This window comes from Pseudomonas sp. C6002 (assembly GCF_013385805.1).
Lineage (GTDB): Bacteria > Pseudomonadota > Gammaproteobacteria > Pseudomonadales > Pseudomonadaceae > Aquipseudomonas.
In genome coordinates this window covers 91,892-110,024 of record NZ_JACAPH010000002.1, presented here as the reverse complement: position 1 = coordinate 110,024, position 18,133 = coordinate 91,892, and the positions used below count along the sequence as shown (strand labels likewise).

The following is an 18,133-nucleotide window of genomic DNA, read 5'->3' as shown; positions in this document are numbered from 1 at the left end:
CAAAGCCTGCGTGAGGGCACACCGAGCCTAGGCGAGGTGCCGAGTGGTGGGGCAAGAGCGTTTTGCTTACTTTTGCGCTGTTCAAAAGTGAGCCGCTGTAAGAGCGGAACCATAAGCGGCCCTGACCCAAAAAACGGATATGTACTCAGTTCAAAAAGCCCGATAAGCCCGCATGAACAACCCAACCACTTCCTGCACATGCTCCTCGGCCGCCTCAGCGCTCAGTTGCCCCCCACACCCATACAACAAACAAAAATTCGCCGTCCCCTTGAGCAAGCAAAAAAAATGCTCCGCCGCGGTGAACGGCTTGGCAATACGCAATGCGCCACTCTGGTCGATCTTACCGAGCAGCCGCTCCATCCCCTGCAACATACGCATCGGCCCAGCCTCGAAAAAGATCTGCGACAACTTCGGATCCTGACTCCCGGACGTCATCATCAACCGATGCAGGTTCACCGACTCCTCGCTATTGATCAGCACATGAAACCCGCGGGCGATATTGAGCAGCACCTTCTCCACCGGCATACCCTCGGGCAGCTCGAAATACATCACCGGTAACTGCTCTTCGCACTTGGCAACCACCGCCGCCGAGAACAGCGTCTCCTTGTCGGTGAAATGGCTGTACACCGTCAGCTTCGACACCCCGGCCTCCACTGCCACGGCATCCATGCTGGTACTGGCATACCCATTACTCAAAAACAGGATCTTCGCCGCATCAAGAATCGCCTGGCGTTTTGCCATGTCCTTGGGACGCCCGGGGCTATTGGTGTTCACAGGATTGTCGGACATTTTCACTTTATTACTGGACTGGTGAGTTTGGTATTAATAACATACTGGCCAGTATAATTATTCCTAGCACCATTAGCGAAAGGTCCTTCAGCATGCGCAGCTATCTCCTGCCACTCGCGTTGCCTGCCAGCTTGTTATTCCTGTTGGCTGCCTGTGGCCATGAAGAAGCGGCGCAAACCACCGTCCGCCCGGCCATGGTGGTTCAGCCAGAGCCTTCGGCGCAGGCTTCCGACAGCTACCCGGGCGAGGTGCGTGCACGCTATGAACCCGACCTGGCCTTTCGCATTGGCGGCAAAGTCAGCCGACGACTGGTGGAGGAGGGCGAGCGCGTCAAGGCCAACCAGCCCCTGGCCGAACTCGACCCTCAGGACGTACGCCTGCAACTGGAAGCCACCCGCGCCCAGGTCGCCGCTGCCGACGCCAACCTGAGCCTGGTACGTGCCGAGCGTGACCGCTACAAGACCCTGATGGACCGTCAGATGGTCAGCCGCTCCCAGTACGACAATTCCGAAAACCTCTACCGCTCCGGTGAAGCACGCCTCAAGCAGATCAAGGCCGAATTCGACGTGGCCAATAACCAGGCCGGTTACGCCGTGTTGCGCGCACCCCAGGATGGCGTGGTCGCCAAGCGTGCAGTGGAAGTCGGCCAGGTGGTGTCGGCCGGCCAGACCGTATTCACCCTGGCCACCGATGGCGAGCGGGAGGTGTTGATCAGCCTGCCGGAGCAAAGCTTCGGGCGTTTCAAGATTGGCCAGCCGGTGTCCGTGGAACTGTGGAGCCAGCCCGACCAGCGCTTCAACGGCCGCATCCGCGAACTGTCGCCGGCTGCCGATCCAAAGTCGCGAACCTTCGCCGCCCGCGTCGCGTTTACCGGCGGCAAAGTGCCTGCGGAACTGGGGCAGAGCGCTCGCGTCTTCATCCAGGCTGACGGGGTGATTCCCCTGGCGGTGCCGCTGTCTGCCCTGAGCGCGGAGAACGGCGCGTCCTACGTCTGGGTGGTGCAGCCCGACAATACCCTCAAGCGCACACCGGTGCGGATCGGCGCCTTTGGCGAGAAAACCGTGCCGGTGCTGGAAGGCTTGAACCCCACTGATTGGGTGATCGCCGCCGGTGTGCATGTACTCCATGAGGGCCAGCAAGTGCGCCCGGTGGATCGCGCCAATCGAGTGGTAAGTCTGGCGGCCAAGGAGTAGTCCCCGATGGGTTTCAATCTTTCCGAATGGGCGTTGCGTAATCGCCAGATCGTACTGTTCCTGATGATCCTGCTGGCAGTGGTCGGCACCTTGTCCTACACCAAGTTGGGACAAAGCGAAGACCCGCCGTTTACCTTCAAGGCCATGGTGATCAAGACCAACTGGCCAGGCGCCACGGCCCAGGAAGTGTCGCGCCAGGTCACCGAGCGTATTGAAAAGAAATTGATGGAGACCGGCGACTACGAGCGCATCGTCTCCTTCTCGCGGCCCGGTGAATCCCAGGTCACCTTCATGGCCCGGGACTCGATGCACTCCGCAGAGATCCCGGACCTCTGGTACCAGGTGCGCAAGAAAATCAGCGATATTCGCCAGACCCTGCCACCGGATATCCAGGGCCCGTTTTTCAACGATGAATTCGGTACGACCTTCGGCAATATCTACGCCCTGACCGGCGATGGCTTTGACTACGCCGTGCTCAAGGATTACGCCGACCGCATCCAGATTCAGCTGCAACGGGTGCCGGATGTCGGCAAGGTCGAACTGCTGGGCTTGCAGGACGAGAAGATCTGGATCGAGCTGTCCAACCTCAAGCTCGCCACCCTCGGCCTGCCGCTGGCGGCCGTGCAGCAGGCGTTGCAGGAACAGAACGCGGTGTCCACCGCCGGCTTCTTTGAAACCCCGAGCGAGCGCGTGCAGTTAAGGGTGTCCGGCAACTTCAAGACCGTTAAGGAGATTCGCGACTTCCCGATCCGCGTCGGTGATCGTACGTTCCGTATCGGTGACGTGGCCGAGATTCATCGTGGCTTCAACGATCCACCGGCACCGCGCATGCGCTACATGGGCGCCGACGCCATCGGGCTGGCCGTGGCCATGCGTGATGGTGGCGACATCCTGGTGCTGGGCAAGGCCCTGGAAGGCGAATTCTCACGCCTGCAGAAGAACCTTCCTGCCGGTATGGAACTGCGCAAGGTGTCGGACCAGCCGGCAGCGGTAAAAACCAGTGTCGGCGAATTCGTCCAGGTGCTCGCCGAGGCCCTGGCGATTGTGTTGCTGGTGAGCTTTTTCTCTCTGGGCGTGCGCACCGGCATGGTGGTCGCCCTGGCGATTCCGCTGGTGTTGGCCATGACGTTTGCCACCATGTATTACCTCGGCATCGGCCTGCACAAAATCTCCCTCGGCGCGCTGGTGCTGGCGCTGGGCTTGCTGGTGGACGATGCGATCATCGCCGTGGAAATGATGGCGATCAAAATGGAGCAAGGGTACGACCGGCTCAAGGCCGCCAGTTTCGCCTGGACCAGCACAGCCTTCCCGATGCTCACCGGCACCCTGATCACGGCCGCGGGTTTCCTGCCGATTGCCACGGCGCAATCGAGCACCGGTGAATACACCCGCTCGATCTTCCAGGTGGTGACCATTGCGCTGCTGGCCTCGTGGGTCGCCGCCGTGATGTTCGTGCCGTACCTGGGGGAAAAACTCCTGCCGGACCTGGCGAAGATTCATGCGGCCAAGCATGGCACCGACGGGCCGGATCCCTACGGCACACCCTTCTATCAGCGCGTAAGACGCCTGGTGGAATGGTGCGTGCGTCGGCGCAAGACGGTGATCGTCCTGACCTTGCTGCTGTTTATCGGCTCGGTGGCGCTGTTCCGCTTTGTGCCCCAGCAGTTCTTCCCGGCTTCCGGGCGACTGGAACTGATGGTCGACCTGAAACTGGCTGAAGGCGCCTCCCTGAGCAATACGGCTGACCAGGTCAAACGCCTTGAAGCCTTGCTCAAGGAACATGCAGGTATTGAAAATTATGTGGCCTACGTCGGTACCGGTTCGCCACGTTTCTACCTGCCGCTGGACCAGCAACTGCCGGCCGCCAGCTTTGCCCAGTTTGTGGTGTTGGCCAAGACCATCGAGGAGCGCGAAAGCTTGCGCACCTGGCTGATCGAAACCCTCAACGAACAATTCCCGGACCTGCGTTCGCGGGTTACGCGGCTTGAAAACGGCCCGCCGGTTGGCTACCCCGTGCAGTTCCGGGTAACGGGCGAGCACATCGAAGAAGTCCGGGACCTGGCGCGGAAAGTGGCGGCCAAGGTTCGCGAAAATACCCACGTGGTCAACGTGCACCTGGACTGGGAAGAGCCGAGCAAGATCGTCTACCTCAACGTTGACCAGGACCGCGCCCGTGCCCTCGGCGTGAGCACCGCCAACCTGTCGAAATTCCTCCAGAGTTCCCTCACGGGCTCCAGCGTCAGCCAGTATCGCGAAGACAACGAGTTGATCGAAATCCTGCTGCGCGGCACGGTGCATGAGCGCACCGAGCTGTCGCTGCTGCCAAGCCTGGCGGTGCCGACCGACAACGGCAAGAGCGTGGCGCTGTCGCAGATCGCGACCCTGGAATACGGCTTTGAGGAAGGCATCATCTGGCACCGTAATCGCCTGCCGACCGTGACCGTTCGCGCCGATATCTACGGCAAGGAACAACCGGCCACCCTGGTGCAGCAGATCCTGCCGACCCTCGAAGGCGTGCGTGCTGAACTGCCGGACGGCTACCTGCTGGAAGTTGGCGGCACGGTCGAGGATTCCGCCCGTGGGCAGAACTCGGTCAAGGCCGGTGTGCCGCTGTTTATCGTGGTGGTGCTGACCTTGCTGATGCTGCAATTGCGCAGCTTCTCCCGCACGGCGATGGTGTTTCTCACGGCGCCCTTGGGCCTGATCGGGGTGACACTGTTCCTGCTGGTGTTCCGCCAGCCCTTTGGGTTCGTGGCGATGCTGGGGACCATCGCGCTGTCGGGGATGATCATGCGTAACTCGGTGATCCTGGTGGACCAGATCGAGCAGGACATCAAGGCCGGCCTGGCTCCCTGGCAGGCGATTATCGAGGCGACCGTGCGGCGCTTCCGGCCGATTGTGCTGACGGCGCTGGCGGCCGTACTGGCGATGATCCCGCTGTCCCGCAGCGTGTTCTTCGGGCCGATGGCCGTGGCGATCATGGGCGGCTTGATTGTTGCGACGGCATTGACCCTGTTGTTCCTGCCCGCGCTGTATGCGGCGTGGTTTCGGGTGCGCAAGGAGGCGGTGTAAGGCTGCGAGTGGCAGGGGTGTCCTGTAAGGAAATGCCTCTGGTCATTCACACATAGACGCAAACTGCGACCCTGGGCGACGGAACGTTTGCCCATGGTGCTCCACTCAGAATTGTCTGATTGACAGACGTCGTTGTCGGGGCCGCAAGCGTGCGGTCCCGATGAACAACAATGAGTTCATGGAGTGTCATATGTTTATTTTGTCTGCCCTGGCAGCTTTCAAAGGTGCTTTCCTGGGGTCACTGCTGGGCAATCTGTTGCCTGGTTCCAATAAAGAAGCTGATACGGCGCGACCGCACAAGCCCGGCCATGGACGGCCCGGTTTCAACCACGGCCATCACTCCCGACCAACGGGGCCTGTCCTGCCTGCGCGGCCCAAGCCGTATCACCAGGCGCCGGTGCATGAGGCCCACCAACCCTACCAGAGGTCATCGGCACTCTTTCCGATCCATCGATAGCCGCTGACTCGAGGCAGCCCGGGAACCACTCGGGCTGCCTTGCCACTCAGAGGGGGCTTTTGACCCTAAATATCGAGGAGTGCGTATGATTTTTCCAATACTGGTTTCACCACTGCACCTGTTGGGGGCTGTATTTGGAATAGGGCCGAATTTCGGTCGGTCCAATGGCAATGGCCAGCCCGAGATCAACATTAATATCAAAACCGAAAACAACACCACCAACAGCAGCAATAGCAATGCCGTGGGTAGTGATTTGCCTTGCAAGTGCCGCTATTAAAAAAAACGCCCTGAATAGTTCAGGGCGTTTTTAGTTGCCGGGTATGGTCTACAGCGCGCCGAACACCTTCTTGGCCAAGCTGGTGGCAGCCGCCGCCGGGTTCTTGCGAATGGTTTCTTCCTGCTGGGCGATCATCTTGAACAGCCCGTCCAGCGCCTGTTCGGTCACGTAGCTTTCGACATTGGCGCTCTTGGCATCAATGGCGCCAAAGGTGGCGGCCTTGCCGGCGAGCGCGTTGTACTGCTGGGCCACGCCGACCTTGTCGGTAGCGGCCTTGACGATCGGCAGGAACTTGGCCCGGATCTCGTCACGGCTGCTTTTGTTCAGGTACTGGGTGGCCGAGTCCTGGCCGCCGGTGAGGATGCCCTTGGCATCGGTCACGCTCATGTTTTTCACCGCGTTTACCAGGATCGGCTGGGCCTGGGTGACAGCAGACTCGGCCGCCTTGTTCATGCTGGTTTCAAGTTGCGTGACCTGGTCACCCATGCCGAACATTTTCAACTTGTCAGCGACTTTGCCCAACTTGCCCGGCAGGCCGATCTTCACTTCGGGGTTGTTGCTGAAACCACCGGGCACACCCAGTTGTTTCACGGCAATCTGTGCGCCTTGGGTCAGTGCATCCTTGAGGCCGCCGGTGGCGTCGCCCTGGGACAGGCTGCCGAGGGACAAGGCCATGGCGTTGGCACCGAGCAGCAAGCCGGCGCACAGGGCAGTGAGGCGAAGGGAGTTACGGAGCATGGGCGCTTCCTTATGTTCGATATTTTAATCAGTGTGCAACCGCATCCACGCGCAGGCGCAGCGGTTGTGGGTCCTGGCCGTTCAACTGCACGGAGTGCCGTTCGGTGGTGATAAACAGTAGCTTGCCCTCCAGTTCGATGCGAGCGCTTACCGAGTAACTGTGGCCAGGCTTGACCTGGGTCGGGTCGTAGCTCAGATGAAAGGGCAGCGGCACCTGGCCTTTCACCGGGCCTTTCTGCTCGGCCAGGGTCACGGCCGGGGCGTCCATCAAGGACACATCCTGCAGGGTCACACTCAAGGTGGCGGCGGGCGGCAGGGCGATGCGTTGCAGGTAGAAGACTTCGCCATCGAGGCTGGCTTTGGGCGCGGGGCTCATGGTCTGGCAGGCTCCCAGCAGGGCGGTCAGGCCCAGGAGGATGATTTTTTTCATGGTGCAGCTCCTTGTCAACGGCGCCAGAAACACCCTGGCGCCTCGGTCACTCTAGTGTGTTTCTTCGGGTACCACAGGCTGGTCTGGCGCCTCTTCGCTGCGATGCAGTGCGACCTGGCGAATCGACAGGCGAATCTCCGCGGGCAATACGCGTTTGGCTGCACCTTCGGCCAGCTCACCCAGCAGCGGGTGATAGCTCAGTTTGCCGGCCTCGTCGCGACGCAGCACATCTTGCTCCAGCAGGGTCTGGATAAAATGTCGGAAAAGGCTCTTGTCGAAGAACTCCGGGGCATTCAGGCCGTGCAGGATCGACAGGCGCTGGGCCATGACCGTGCACAGGTCTTCCAGCTCTTCGGCGCTGATGCTGTTCTGGCCGCTGTTGAGCAGCAGCGAGATCGCCATGTAGAAGCGTTGCAGGGTCTGGGCGATGCTCTTGGACAGCAGGGTCAACAGCACAAACTGCCGTGAGCTCGGCGCCGGGCGCAGGTACACGTCGTTTTCAAAACGCAGCAGGCCTTGTTCGACGAAGGCTTCGAGCCACTGGTCGACCACAGCGTCCAGTTCGTCCAGGGACCAGCGGATAAACAGCTCCGATTGCAGGTACGGGTAGAGCGCACGGGTATAGCGCAGGATCTGTTCGCGGCTCATCCGCGAGCTGCTCTGGAAGAAACTTGCCAGCAGCGCCGGCAGGGCGAAGATGTGTAGCACGTTGTTGCGGTAGTAGGTCATCAGGACGGCGTTCTGCTCGTCCAGGTAGAGGATCTTGCCCAGTGCATCGCTCTGTTCCGACAGCAGGTGCATGTCCTTGACGTGCTTGATCAGCGCCAGGCCGTCGCCTTCCGGCAGGGTGGTGTGGGGCGAGTAGGGCACCTTGCGCAGCAGTGCCAGGTACAGATCCAGCTGGCGCGCCATCGCCTGTTCGTCCAGGGCCAGGCGGGTGGTGGACAGCAGCGCGAGGGCCACCAGGTTCACCGGATTGATCGCCGCCGCTTCGTTCAAGTGTTGCGCCACCCGTTCGCCGAGGCGGTTGGTGGTTTCGTTGAGCCACGCCGGCTTGTAGTTCGGGCCCAGCTCCTGGGAGCGCCAGTCGGGCTGCTCGCTGTCGAGGAATTCAGCCAGCTTGATCGGTTCGCCGAAGTTCACGGCGACCTGGCCAAAGCGCTGCTTGAGGGCTCCGACCACTTTGAAAATATCGAATATCGACTCTTTCTTCTTGCTCGCACCGCGCAGTTCGCCCAGGTAAGTGCGGCCTTCCAGCACCCGCTCATAGCCGATGTACACCGGCACGAACACGATGGGCATGCGCGAGGAACGCAGGAAGCTGCGCAGGGTGATCGCCAGCATCCCGGTCTTCGGTTGCAGCATGCGCCCGGTGCGCGATCGTCCGCCTTCGACGAAGTATTCCACCGGGAAACCCTTGGTGAACAAGGTGTGCAGGTATTCGTTGAACACCGAGGTGTACAGCGGGTTGCCCTTGAAAGTACGGCGCATGAAAAACGCCCCGCCACGGCGCAACAGGCTGCCGATCACCGGCATGTTCAGGTTGATCCCGGCGGCGATGTGCGGCGGGGTCAAGCCATTCTTGAACAGGAGGTAGGAGAGCAGCAGGTAGTCGATATGGCTGCGATGGCACGGTACATAGATCACCTCGTAGCCCTGGGCGACCTTTTGCACACCTTCGATGTTGTTGACCTTGATGCCGTCGTAGATCTTGTTCCAGAACCAGCTCAGCACCACTTCGAGGAAACGGATGGCGGTGTAGGTGTAGTCCGAGGCGATCTCGTTGCCATAGCGCAGGGCCTGGGCCTTGGCTTTCTCGGGGGTGATTTTCTCGCGTTCGGCCTCGTCGAGGATCGCCTGGCGTACCAGTGGCATGTTCACCAGGCCCTTCACCAGGTTGCGCCGGTGGGACAGGTCGGGGCCGATCACTGCGGTTTTCAGGTTACGAAAGTGCACCCGCAGGATGCGTTGGGCCATGCGCACGGTGCGTTCGTGGCCTTTATTGTGCTCGATCAACTCACGCAGGTTGATGGGCGCGGAGAATTGCACCCGGGTCTTGCGGCCCAGGATCAGGATGCTCAGCAGCCGGCGCAGGCGGCCGGTGACGGCCCAGCTGTCGGCGAACAGCAGTTTCCAGGGGCTGGACTCGCTGTCGGGCGACTGGCCCCAGAACACGCTGACTGGAATGATCTGTGCATTCTCTTCGGCGTGTTCGGTGAGCACATCCACCAGGCGGGTCAGGGTGGGTGGGGCCCCACGCTTGTCCTGGCGCCCCAGCCAGTCAGGGTCGGGCGTCAGGTAGAAGAAGGCCGCCGGCTCCATCAGCGGGCCGACCGACACCGGCAGCACCGGGCGCGGCAGGCCGGCCTTGGTACATTCGGTATCAACCACCGCCAATTCGGTGAGGGATGGAGATTGCAGGACGTAAAACACCGGACGGCTGCGGTCGAGGTTCAAGGTAAGGGACGACTGGTTGATCGTCTCTGAGCGAACCCAGAGGTACAACAGCCGGCGCAAGGTGCCAAATACCAGACGGCGAAAGGGAGAACGGGTCATACGGCTTCTGCTTTGAGTGGGGAAATAAACCGGGCAGGTGCTCGGGGCGCTAGTGTGCAGTATTAGCCGAAAATCGGCAAAAAAGCGGCGAAGTAATCTTGAGTTGAAGCTTTTTGAGCCTGTCTTATACTCGGCAGTTCAACTGCGACGACTCAACAATAAACGTACTTATAAAAAGCATGTGGGAGCAAAACAGATGGCAACGCGCGAAACCGGCAATGTGAAGTGGTTCAACGACGCCAAGGGCTATGGCTTTATCCAGCGGGAAGATGGCAAGGATGTGTTTGTGCACTACCGCGCCATTCGCGGTGAAGGGCATCGTTCATTGGCTGAAGGCCAGCAGGTGGAATACGCCGTGGTGACGGGAGAGAAGGGCTTGCAGGCTGAGGATGTGGTGGGCCTGTAAACAATTGCAGCGACACCGGATAACCCATGTGGGAGCGGGCTTGCTCGCGAAAGCGGAGTGACAGTTGATACTCAGGTGACTGACACACTGCATTCGCGAGCAAGCCCGCTCCCACATTCTTGATTGGATTTACAGCGTTAGATCAGGTTGTTTTCCAGGTGATCTGCTCTTCACCGTCGGCGCTGATACGAATCCAGGTATCCGCGCTTTCTTCACCTTCTTCCTCTACCCAACTGCCCGGCGCGCAACGCACTTCGACGTTCAGCGCGGCAAAGGCTGCGCGGGCGCAGGCGATGTCGTCTTCCCACGGGGTCTGGTCGCTTTCCAGGTACAGGCTGTTCCATTTGCCTACGGCTTTCGGCAGCCAGGTGACCGGTACGCTGCCGGCTTTGCACTTGTAGGTCTGGCCGCGCTGGACCCAGTCGGTGCACGGGCCCAGGGCGGCGCCCAACCAGGCGGCGATGGCCTTGTGGTCGACGTCGGCGTCCTTGAGGTAAATCTCGATATCAGGTTGGCGCATGGATGTTCCTCGTTGCGGGATTTTGAAAATCCATTCGCGGATTCGGTGTGGGCCCCGAGGCCCACAAAAATAATGGGTTATTGAAGCACGAAATAGTCGTAGCGCATCGACACAGTGACCAGCAGCGGTTCGGCGGCTTCGATCACCCGGGCCCGGCGTTCGGCACTCGCGCGCCAGCCGTGGGGCGTCATCGCCAGCAGGTTGGCGCGATCCTTGGGGTCGGCCAGGCTGAGCTTGAACTCCAGGGTTTCGCTGTGTTGCAGGCTCATGCCCTGCGGCACCAGCGCCAGGTGCTTGTCGTCGGTGTACTCGCGCACTTCGTCGTACAAACGCTCACGCAGCTCCATCAGGTGGCCGCGGGTCGGGCCGACTTTCATCAAGCCGCCGCCCGGGCTGAGCAGGCGCTTGGCCTCCAGCCAGTCCAGCGGGCTGAACACGCTGGCCAGGAACTGGCAACTGGCATCGGCCAACGGCACCCGGGCCATGCTGGCGATCAACCAGGTCACCGTGGGGTTGCGCTTGCAGGCGCGCTTGACCGCTTCCCTGGAAATATCCAGGGCATAACCATCGGCGCGCAGCAGGGCGTCGGCGATCTGCGCGGTGTAGTAACCCTCGCCACAACCGATGTCGAGCCAGCGCTGGGGTTTGCGTTCAGCGGCCAGTTCGGCCAGGCGCCTGGCCACCGGGGCGTAATGCCCGGCGTTGAGAAAGTCGCGGCGCGCTTCCACCATCGCCAGGTTGTCGCCCGGGTCACGGCTGTTCTTGTGCTGCACCGGCAACAGGTTCAGGTAACCCTGGCGCGCCCGGTCGAAACGGTGCCCGGCCGGGCAGGCTACGCCGTTGTCCACTTCATGGAGCGGTGCGCTGCAAATGGGGCAAGCGAGCATCAGGCGAGCAACTTGATCAGGGTCTGGTAGTAGATTTCGGTCAGCACATCGAGGTCGCTGGCGAGGATGCGCTCGTTGACCTGATGGATCGTCGCGTTGACCGGGCCCAGTTCCACCACCTGAGTGCCGAGGGTCGCGATGAAGCGCCCATCGGAGGTGCCGCCGCTGGTGGACGCCTGGGTCTCGCGACCGGTGACGGCCTTGATGCTGGCGGAGACCGCATCGAGCAACGCGCCCGGTTCGGTGAGGAACGGCAGGCCCGACAGCGCCCACTCCACATGCCAGTCCAGGCCATGCTTGTCGAGAATCGCCGCGACCCGCTGCTGCAGGCCTTCGACGGTGGACTCGGTGGAGAAGCGGAAGTTGAACACCGCCGTCAGGTCGCCCGGGATCACGTTGGTGGCGCCGGTGCCGGAGTTGAGGTTGGAAATCTGGAAGCTGGTAGGCGGGAAGAAGGTGTTGCCATCGTCCCAGTGCTCGGCGGCCAGTTCGGCCAGGGCCGGAGCGGCCAGGTGGATCGGGTTCTTCGCCAGGTGCGGGTAGGCCACATGGCCTTGCACGCCGCGCACGGTCAGGGTGGCGCCGAGGGAGCCGCGACGGCCGTTCTTGACCACGTCGCCCACCAGGGTGGTGCTCGACGGTTCGCCGACGATGCACCAGTCCAGGCGCTCCTTGCGGGCTGCCAGGCGTTCGATCACGGCCTTGGTGCCGTGGTGCGCCGGGCCTTCTTCGTCACTGGTGATCAGGAATGCGACCGAACCCTTGTGGTCCGGGTAGTCGGTCACAAATCGCTCGGAAGCGACCAGCATCGCCGCCAGGCTGCCTTTCATGTCGGCTGCGCCACGGCCGCAGAGCATGCCGTTTTCATCGATCAGCGCGTCGAACGGGTCGTTCTGCCAGGCCTTGACCGGGCCGGTCGGCACCACGTCGGTGTGGCCGGCGAAGCACAATACCGGGCCTTCGTGTTTGCCGTGGGTGGCCCAGAAGTTATCCACATCCTCGATGCGCATCGGCTCAAGCGCAAAACCGGCGTCGCCCAGGCGCTGCATCATCAGCTTCTGGCAATCGGCGTCGACCGGCGTCACCGACGGGCGGCGGATCAGGTCGATAGCGAGTTGGAGGGTCGGCGAAAGGTCGGCGTGGGCCGTCATGTAAAAACTCCAGAAGCATGTCAGGGCGCAAGGCTTATGTGGGAGGGGGGCTTGTGTGGGAGCGGGCTTGCTCGCGAATGCGCCGGGTCAGTTCATACATTGTTGACTGACACTCCGCATTCGCGAGCAAGCCCGCTCCCACACAAAGCAATGGCCTGGGCCAAGTCTCACAAAATGGCCGTTATCTTATAGCAAAACGGCGGCCAGAGGCCGCCGTTTAGTGCATTGCGCAGGATTTTAAGCAGCGGCCACAGGCTCTTGCTTCGGTGCCGGTTTCGGCAGCGACGACAGGAACGCCATGATCAGCGCCGCCACATACGGCAGCGACTGCACCAGCAACATCACCACCCAGAAGCGCATGTCATTGCTCGGCAGGCCCTGCACCAGGTAAATCCCCAGTGCCGCACCCCACAACAGCAGCATGATGAACATCTCTTCCCGGGCTTCGGAGATCGCCACCCAGAAACCGTGGTTATCGGCGTTCTTCGGTGTACGGAAGAACGGAATGCTGGTGGTGAAGAACCCGTACAGCACCGCCTTGGCGATGGTGTGCGACAACGCCAGCCCGGCCAGTGCCGCGCAGAACGCATCTTTCAGGTTCACACCCACCGCACGACGGTAGAGGAAGATGATCTTGCCGACCTTGAACACGAACAACGCCAGTGGCGGAATCGCGAAAATCAGCAGCGGCGGGTCAACCCGCGTCGGCACGATAATCATCGCCGCCGACCACAACAAGGCGCCCACGGTGAAGAAGATGTTCATGCCGTCGGCCACCCACGGCAACCATCCCGCGAGGAAGTGGTAGCGCTGGCCACGGGTCAGCTCGGTGTCCTTGCCGCGCAAGAGGCTCGCAGTGTGGCGCTTGATGATCTGGATCGCGCCGTAGGCCCAGCGGAAACGCTGTTTCTTGAAGTCGATAAAGGTATCGGGCATCAGGCCCTTGCCGTAGCTGTCGTGGTAGTACGCCGCCGACAGGCCCTTCTCGAAGACCCGCAGGCCCAGCTCGGCATCCTCACAGATGCACCAGTCGGCCCAGCCCAGCTCTTCCAGCACCGAGCGACGGGTCATGGTCATGGTGCCGTGCTGGATGATCGCGTCACGGTCGTTGCGGGTGACCATGCCGATATGGAAGAAGCCTTTGTATTCCGCGTAGCAGAGCTTCTTGAAGGTGCTTTCGTTCTGGTCGCGATAATCCTGTGGCGACTGCACCACGGCGATTTTCGGATCGGCGAAGTGCGGCACCATGTGCTTGAGCCAGTTTGGCGACACGCAGTAATCGGAGTCGATCACCGCGATCACTTCGGCATCCTTGGCGGTGTGCGGGATCAGGTAGTTCAGTGCGCCGCCCTTGAAACCGGCCAGGGGCGAGACGTGGAAGAACTTGAAGCGCGGGCCGAGGGTTTCGCAGTAGTCGCGCACCGGCTCCCACACGGCCGGGTCCTTGGTGTTGTTGTCGATGATCAGGACTTCGTAGTCCGGATAATCGAGGGCGGCCAGGGCGTCGAGGGTCTGTTTGACCATCTCCGGCGGCTCGTTGTAGCACGGCACGTGGATCGAGACTTTCGGGCGGTAGTCCGAATCCCCTTCAACCGGCAGGAATTCACGCCGGCGTTTGTGGGTCCAGACTGCTTCGGCCAGCTCATGGGCTTCGGTCAGCAACACGATAAATACGCCCAGGGCGCCGAGTGCCAGCAGGAAGCCCACCGTCAAGCTGAACCAGGTGCTGTATTGCTGGCTGTAGTCATAACCGATCCACACCAATACCGACCCGCATAGGAACGCGATAAAGGTCAGGAACGTACGGCCGCGCTGGCGCAGGGCCGAGCCGTCGATCATCAGCAGGGTCAGGGACAGCAGCGCAAGCACCACCGAGCCGATCGCCAGCACTCGCCATTGCGGAATCGCGACCACCGGGCCATCAAAGTTGAATTTCTGCTGGCGTGCGGCGTTGAACACGCCCCAATAGGCGCCTACAGAGCCTTCGTCGCTGGCTTTCCATGGCTGGTCAAACGCTTCGATCACGAAGTAGTTGTAGCCCTGGCGGTTCAGCGTGTTAACCAGCGTGCGCAGGTAAATCGCCTGGTCGGCGGGGGAGGCGTCAGCACCGCCACGCATCCGGCCGTTGCTCGGCCAGCCAACCTCCGACAGCAACAGCGGCTTTTTCGGGAAGGTCTTCTTCAGGTCCCGTGCGCGATCGAGTACGAACTGGCCGGCCTTGTCCACCGGGATATGTTCCCAGTACGGCAGGATGTGCGCGGCGATCAGGTCGACGTGCTTGGCCAGTTGCGGGTTGTGTTCCCAGATGTGCCATTGCTCGGAGGTGGTTACGGGCACCTTGACGGCGGCCCGTACCCGATCCAGCAGCACGATCAGCGCTTCCGGAGTGATTTCCTCGCGGAACAGCGCCTCGTTGCCCACCACTACCCGCACTACGCTGCGGGAGCTGTTGGCGATTTCGATGGCGCGCTGGATCTCGCGCTCGTTGCGCTCGAGGTCCGGACTGATCCAGATCCCCAGGGTCACCCGCAGGCCGAATTCTTCCGCCAGCTTGGGGATATCCCCCAGGGTGCCGTCGACCGAGTAGGTACGGATGTTGTCCGTCAGCTTGCTCATGATCGCAAGGTCCTGACGCATTTGATCGTCGGTCGGATACTGGTCTTTCTGTGGGTACTGGCCTTGCTGGAACGGCGAGTACGAAAAACCGGAGATCTGCTCGGGCCAGTTAGGGGCATTGACCGGGCGGTTGATCAGCGCCCAGAAGCCGGTGAACAGCGCGGCAATTGCCAGCACCACCACCAGGTTGAGTCCAAATTTACGCGATGACATGGCTATTTCGGGTTCCAAAGGGTGTGGAACGAAAAGAGGTGTCGGCCTGCGCCGAACGGCGCGCATCCTACACTGGCCTTTCACCGACCGTACAGCAAGCCGGGAAAAACCGGACATTGGGCAGTGCAACTCGTCGTAAGTTCTCTTACTTGTAGCTTGTAGTTTAAAACTTGTCGCTGTGTAGCCCTATAATGCGCGCCGGTTTTTGGGGTAATGGTCATGAGTACAGAAGATCCACGGTTTGCCGGCGTCGCCCGCTTGTATGGCATTGAAGGCCTGGAGCGCCTGAAGGCGGCCCATGTGGCCATCGTCGGCGTGGGCGGGGTGGGTTCGTGGGCGGCGGAAGCCATCGCTCGCTGCGGCGTGGGCGAGATTTCGCTGTTTGACCTCGATGATGTATGCGTCAGCAACAGCAACCGTCAGTTGCATGCGCTGGACAGCACGGTGGGCAAGGCCAAGGTCGAGGTCATGGCCGAGCGCCTGAAAGGCATCAACCCGGATTGCACCGTGCACGCGGTGGCGGATTTCGTGACCCGCGAGACGATGGCCGAGTACATCACGCCCAATATCGATTGCGTGATCGACTGCATCGACAGTGTGAACGCCAAGGCCGCACTGATTGCCTGGTGCAAGCGGCGCAAGATCCAGATCATCACCACCGGCGGCGCGGGCGGGCAGATTGATCCGACGTTGATTCAGGTGTGTGACTTGAACCGTACGTTCAATGACCCGCTGGCGTCGAAGGTGCGCTCCACGTTGCGTCGCGATTATGGCTTCTCCCGCACTGTGACCCGCCATTACAGCGTGCCCTGCGTGTTCTCCACCGAACAGCTGCGTTACCCGAAGCCGGACGGCAGCATCTGTTTGCAGAAGAGTTTTGTCGGGGATGGCGTGAAGCTGGACTGCGCCGGCGGGTTTGGCGCGGTGATGATGGTGACTGCGACCTTCGGCATGGTGGCCGCGACCAAGGCGGTGGACAAGATAGTGGCCGGGGTGCGCCGGCCTGCTGACAGGGTCAAGGCCCCTTAGATCTCAGTCTGGAATGAAGATCAAAATGTGGGAGCGGGCTTGCTCGCGAAAGCGGTGTATCAGTCGACATCTCCGGTGACTGACACGCCGCCTTCGCGAGCAAGCCCGCTCCCACATTTAGTTTTGTGTGAGGCTCAGATGCCGCATGCGCTGAAGCACGGCATTCAACCCATTGCTGCGCGACGGCGATAACTGCCGCGACAGGCCCAGTTGTTCAAACCAGCCGGGCAAGTCGACGGCTTGCAGTTCGGCGGCAGACACACCGTTGACCCGCGCCAGCAACAACGCCACCAGCCCGCGTATCAGCCGTGCATCGCTGCTGGCGGCAAACTGCCAATGCCCATCCTGCAAGCGCCCCACCAGCCACACCAGGCTTTCACAGCCCTGCACCAGGTTGACGTCTACCTTGTCTTCGTCCGGCAAGGCGGGCAGCCGCTCGCCCCATTGCATCAGCAGGCGGGCCCGTTGCTCCCAACTGCCGACCGCCTGGAACGCTTCCAGCGCGACAACGGCCTCAGTCGGCAAGCTCATCGCAACATATCCAGGGCTTGATCCAGCGCTTCAAAAAAGCGCTCCAGGTCATCGGAGTCGTTGTACAGCGCCAATGACACCCGAATCGCCCCCGACAATCCCATCTGCTTGAGCAGCGGCATCGCACAATGGTGGCCGGCGCGCACCGCAATCCCTTGTTCGGTCAGCAAGTGGGCGAGGTCGGCGTTGTGCACGCCTTCCACCACGAAGCTGGCCAGGGCGACGTGCGGCGACCCCAGCAAGCGCACGCCATTGCGCGCTTGCAAGCCACGCAACAGGTAGTCGTGCAGGGCGGCTTCGTGAGCCGTCACCGCCTGCTGGTCCAGGGAACTCAGGTAATCCAGGGTTGCCCCCAGGCCGATCACGCTGGCGATCGGCGGAGTCCCGGCTTCGAAGCCGAGGGGCGCCGGGCGGAAACTGGCGCTTTGATAATCAGCCTGCTGCACCATCTCGCCCCCAAACTGCCAGTGGCGCAGGTGATGCAGGGCTTCGGTGCGGCCATACAGCACGCCGACGCCGTCCGGCCCGTAGAGTTTATGGCTGGAAAACACGTAGAAGTCGCAGCCCAGGGCCTGCATATCATGGCGACCATGCACGATGCCCTGGGCGCCATCGACCACCGTCAGTGCATCGTGGGCCTTGGCCAGCGCCAGCAGTTGCGGCAACGGCTGCCAGGCGCCAAGTACGTTGGACAGTTGGCTCACCGCCAGCAGGCGGGTGCGCGGGCCGATCAGTTGGGCGGCGGCTTGCAGGTCGATCAAGCCGTCATCGTCAAGCGGCAGTACCACCAGCGCCAGCTCGCGACGCTTGGCCAGTTGCTGCCACGGCAGCAGGTTGGCGTGGTGCTCCAGGGCGCTGATGACAATCTCGTCGCCCGGGTTGAATAGGTGCTCAAGGCCATAAGCCAGGAGGTTCAGCGCCGATGTCGCGCCGTGGGTGAAGATGATTTGCCCCTCGTCACCGACGTTCAGCCACTGTGCCACCTTGCTGCGACTGTCCTCGAAAGCCTGGGTCGCATGGGCGCCCGGCAAGTGCTGTGCACGGTGCACATTGGCTGCGCCATTGGCGTAGTAATGGCTGATGGCGTCCAGCAGGGCTTGAGGTTTTTGCGTGGTGGCGGCGTTGTCCAGATAGGTCTGGTCTTGCCGTTGCAGGGTGGCGATGGCCGGAAAATCGGCGCGCCAGGGAGAGGGCACAAGCATGGTGATCAAGACTCGTATAAACGGCCCGCACCGGTCAGGCGCGGGCCGTTAGTGGCATCGAGTCGC

14 protein-coding genes are annotated in these 18,133 nt (G+C 61.5%); 4 read left to right on the top strand and 10 right to left on the bottom strand.

Annotation, left to right across the window (positions count from 1 at the left end):
- Positions 1–150: 150 nt before the first annotated feature.
- Positions 151–789 carry a TetR/AcrR family transcriptional regulator gene (locus HX817_RS01080; protein WP_003219360.1) on the bottom strand — a complete coding sequence of 213 codons (639 nt, stop codon included), beginning with the start codon at positions 787–789 and terminating at the stop codon, positions 151–153.
- Between the two features lie 92 nt (positions 790–881).
- Here HX817_RS01080 and HX817_RS01075 point away from each other — a divergent pair, with 92 nt between their 5' ends.
- Both HX817_RS01075 and HX817_RS01070 read left to right on the top strand, forming a co-directional pair.
- Positions 882–1,982, top strand: a complete 1,101-nt coding sequence (locus tag HX817_RS01075; RefSeq protein WP_177039661.1) for an efflux RND transporter periplasmic adaptor subunit — start codon at positions 882–884, stop codon at positions 1,980–1,982.
- A 6-nt stretch (positions 1,983–1,988) separates the two neighbouring features.
- A complete protein-coding gene (locus tag HX817_RS01070; RefSeq protein ID WP_177039660.1) occupies positions 1,989–5,054 on the top strand; it encodes an efflux RND transporter permease subunit in 3,066 nt (1,021 codons plus the stop codon).
- A 782-nt stretch (positions 5,055–5,836) separates the two neighbouring features.
- On the opposite strand, the gene HX817_RS01065 is transcribed toward HX817_RS01070, so the two are convergent.
- Genes HX817_RS01065 through plsB form a run of 3 tightly spaced genes read right to left on the bottom strand, consistent with a single transcriptional unit; the run spans position 5,837 to position 9,512 of the window.
- Positions 5,837–6,526 (bottom strand): DUF4197 domain-containing protein, encoded by a 690-nt coding sequence (locus tag HX817_RS01065; protein ID WP_003219356.1) that lies wholly within the window; start codon positions 6,524–6,526, stop codon positions 5,837–5,839.
- A 28-nt stretch (positions 6,527–6,554) separates the two neighbouring features.
- Positions 6,555–6,956: a YbaY family lipoprotein gene (locus HX817_RS01060; RefSeq protein WP_003219355.1), complete on the bottom strand. Its 402-nt coding sequence runs from the start codon at positions 6,954–6,956 to the stop codon at positions 6,555–6,557.
- Positions 6,957–7,007: 51 nt separating this feature from the next.
- Positions 7,008–9,512: a glycerol-3-phosphate 1-O-acyltransferase PlsB gene (plsB, locus tag HX817_RS01055; protein WP_102368222.1), complete on the bottom strand. Its 2,505-nt coding sequence runs from the start codon at positions 9,510–9,512 to the stop codon at positions 7,008–7,010.
- Between the two features lie 196 nt (positions 9,513–9,708).
- Between plsB and HX817_RS01050 the strand changes: the two genes are divergently transcribed.
- Complete coding sequence (locus HX817_RS01050; protein WP_003219353.1) at positions 9,709–9,918, top strand: cold-shock protein; 210 nt, start codon at positions 9,709–9,711, stop codon at positions 9,916–9,918.
- A gap of 142 nt (positions 9,919–10,060) precedes the next feature.
- Here HX817_RS01050 and HX817_RS01045 read toward each other — a convergent pair whose 3' ends face one another.
- The 4 genes from HX817_RS01045 to HX817_RS01030 form a co-directional block, all read right to left on the bottom strand.
- Positions 10,061–10,438: a hypothetical protein gene (locus HX817_RS01045; protein ID WP_008430491.1), complete on the bottom strand. Its 378-nt coding sequence runs from the start codon at positions 10,436–10,438 to the stop codon at positions 10,061–10,063.
- Between the two features lie 77 nt (positions 10,439–10,515).
- Positions 10,516–11,325 (bottom strand): putative RNA methyltransferase, encoded by an 810-nt coding sequence (locus tag HX817_RS01040; RefSeq protein ID WP_008430489.1) that lies wholly within the window; start codon positions 11,323–11,325, stop codon positions 10,516–10,518.
- Positions 11,325–12,476, bottom strand: a complete 1,152-nt coding sequence (gene dapE / locus HX817_RS01035; RefSeq protein ID WP_008430488.1) for a succinyl-diaminopimelate desuccinylase — start codon at positions 12,474–12,476, stop codon at positions 11,325–11,327. The genes HX817_RS01040 and dapE overlap by 1 nt, the downstream gene beginning before the upstream one ends.
- 237 nt (positions 12,477–12,713) lie before the next feature.
- Positions 12,714–15,305 (bottom strand): glycosyltransferase, encoded by a 2,592-nt coding sequence (locus HX817_RS01030; RefSeq protein ID WP_003219347.1) that lies wholly within the window; start codon positions 15,303–15,305, stop codon positions 12,714–12,716.
- Positions 15,306–15,524: 219 nt separating this feature from the next.
- On the opposite strand from HX817_RS01030, the gene tcdA reads away from it, so the two are divergent.
- The gene (tcdA, locus tag HX817_RS01025; RefSeq protein WP_003219345.1) at positions 15,525–16,334 is read left to right on the top strand and encodes a tRNA cyclic N6-threonylcarbamoyladenosine(37) synthase TcdA; all 810 of its coding nucleotides are present in this window, start codon (positions 15,525–15,527) and stop codon (positions 16,332–16,334) included.
- Positions 16,335–16,451: 117 nt separating this feature from the next.
- Here the strand turns inward: tcdA and HX817_RS01020 are convergent, their stop codons facing one another.
- The gene (locus HX817_RS01020; RefSeq protein ID WP_102605550.1) at positions 16,452–16,865 is read right to left on the bottom strand and encodes a SufE family protein; all 414 of its coding nucleotides are present in this window, start codon (positions 16,863–16,865) and stop codon (positions 16,452–16,454) included.
- Complete coding sequence (locus tag HX817_RS01015; protein ID WP_003219343.1) at positions 16,862–18,067, bottom strand: aminotransferase class V-fold PLP-dependent enzyme; 1,206 nt, start codon at positions 18,065–18,067, stop codon at positions 16,862–16,864. The genes HX817_RS01020 and HX817_RS01015 overlap by 4 nt, the downstream gene beginning before the upstream one ends.
- Positions 18,068–18,133: the final 66 nt, after the last annotated feature.

Coding starts and splice junctions, on each gene's coding strand:
- HX817_RS01080 (WP_003219360.1), bottom strand. CDS start 789: ATGTCCGACAATCCTGTGAACACCAATAGCCCCGGGCGTCCCAAGGAC.
- HX817_RS01075 (WP_177039661.1), top strand. CDS start 882: ATGCGCAGCTATCTCCTGCCACTCGCGTTGCCTGCCAGCTTGTTATTC.
- HX817_RS01070 (WP_177039660.1), top strand. CDS start 1,989: ATGGGTTTCAATCTTTCCGAATGGGCGTTGCGTAATCGCCAGATCGTA.
- HX817_RS01065 (WP_003219356.1), bottom strand. CDS start 6,526: ATGCTCCGTAACTCCCTTCGCCTCACTGCCCTGTGCGCCGGCTTGCTG.
- HX817_RS01060 (WP_003219355.1), bottom strand. CDS start 6,956: ATGAAAAAAATCATCCTCCTGGGCCTGACCGCCCTGCTGGGAGCCTGC.
- plsB (WP_102368222.1), bottom strand. CDS start 9,512: ATGACCCGTTCTCCCTTTCGCCGTCTGGTATTTGGCACCTTGCGCCGG.
- HX817_RS01050 (WP_003219353.1), top strand. CDS start 9,709: ATGGCAACGCGCGAAACCGGCAATGTGAAGTGGTTCAACGACGCCAAG.
- HX817_RS01045 (WP_008430491.1), bottom strand. CDS start 10,438: ATGCGCCAACCTGATATCGAGATTTACCTCAAGGACGCCGACGTCGAC.
- HX817_RS01040 (WP_008430489.1), bottom strand. CDS start 11,325: ATGCTCGCTTGCCCCATTTGCAGCGCACCGCTCCATGAAGTGGACAAC.
- dapE (WP_008430488.1), bottom strand. CDS start 12,476: ATGACGGCCCACGCCGACCTTTCGCCGACCCTCCAACTCGCTATCGAC.
- HX817_RS01030 (WP_003219347.1), bottom strand. CDS start 15,305: ATGTCATCGCGTAAATTTGGACTCAACCTGGTGGTGGTGCTGGCAATT.
- tcdA (WP_003219345.1), top strand. CDS start 15,525: ATGAGTACAGAAGATCCACGGTTTGCCGGCGTCGCCCGCTTGTATGGC.
- HX817_RS01020 (WP_102605550.1), bottom strand. CDS start 16,865: ATGAGCTTGCCGACTGAGGCCGTTGTCGCGCTGGAAGCGTTCCAGGCG.
- HX817_RS01015 (WP_003219343.1), bottom strand. CDS start 18,067: ATGCTTGTGCCCTCTCCCTGGCGCGCCGATTTTCCGGCCATCGCCACC.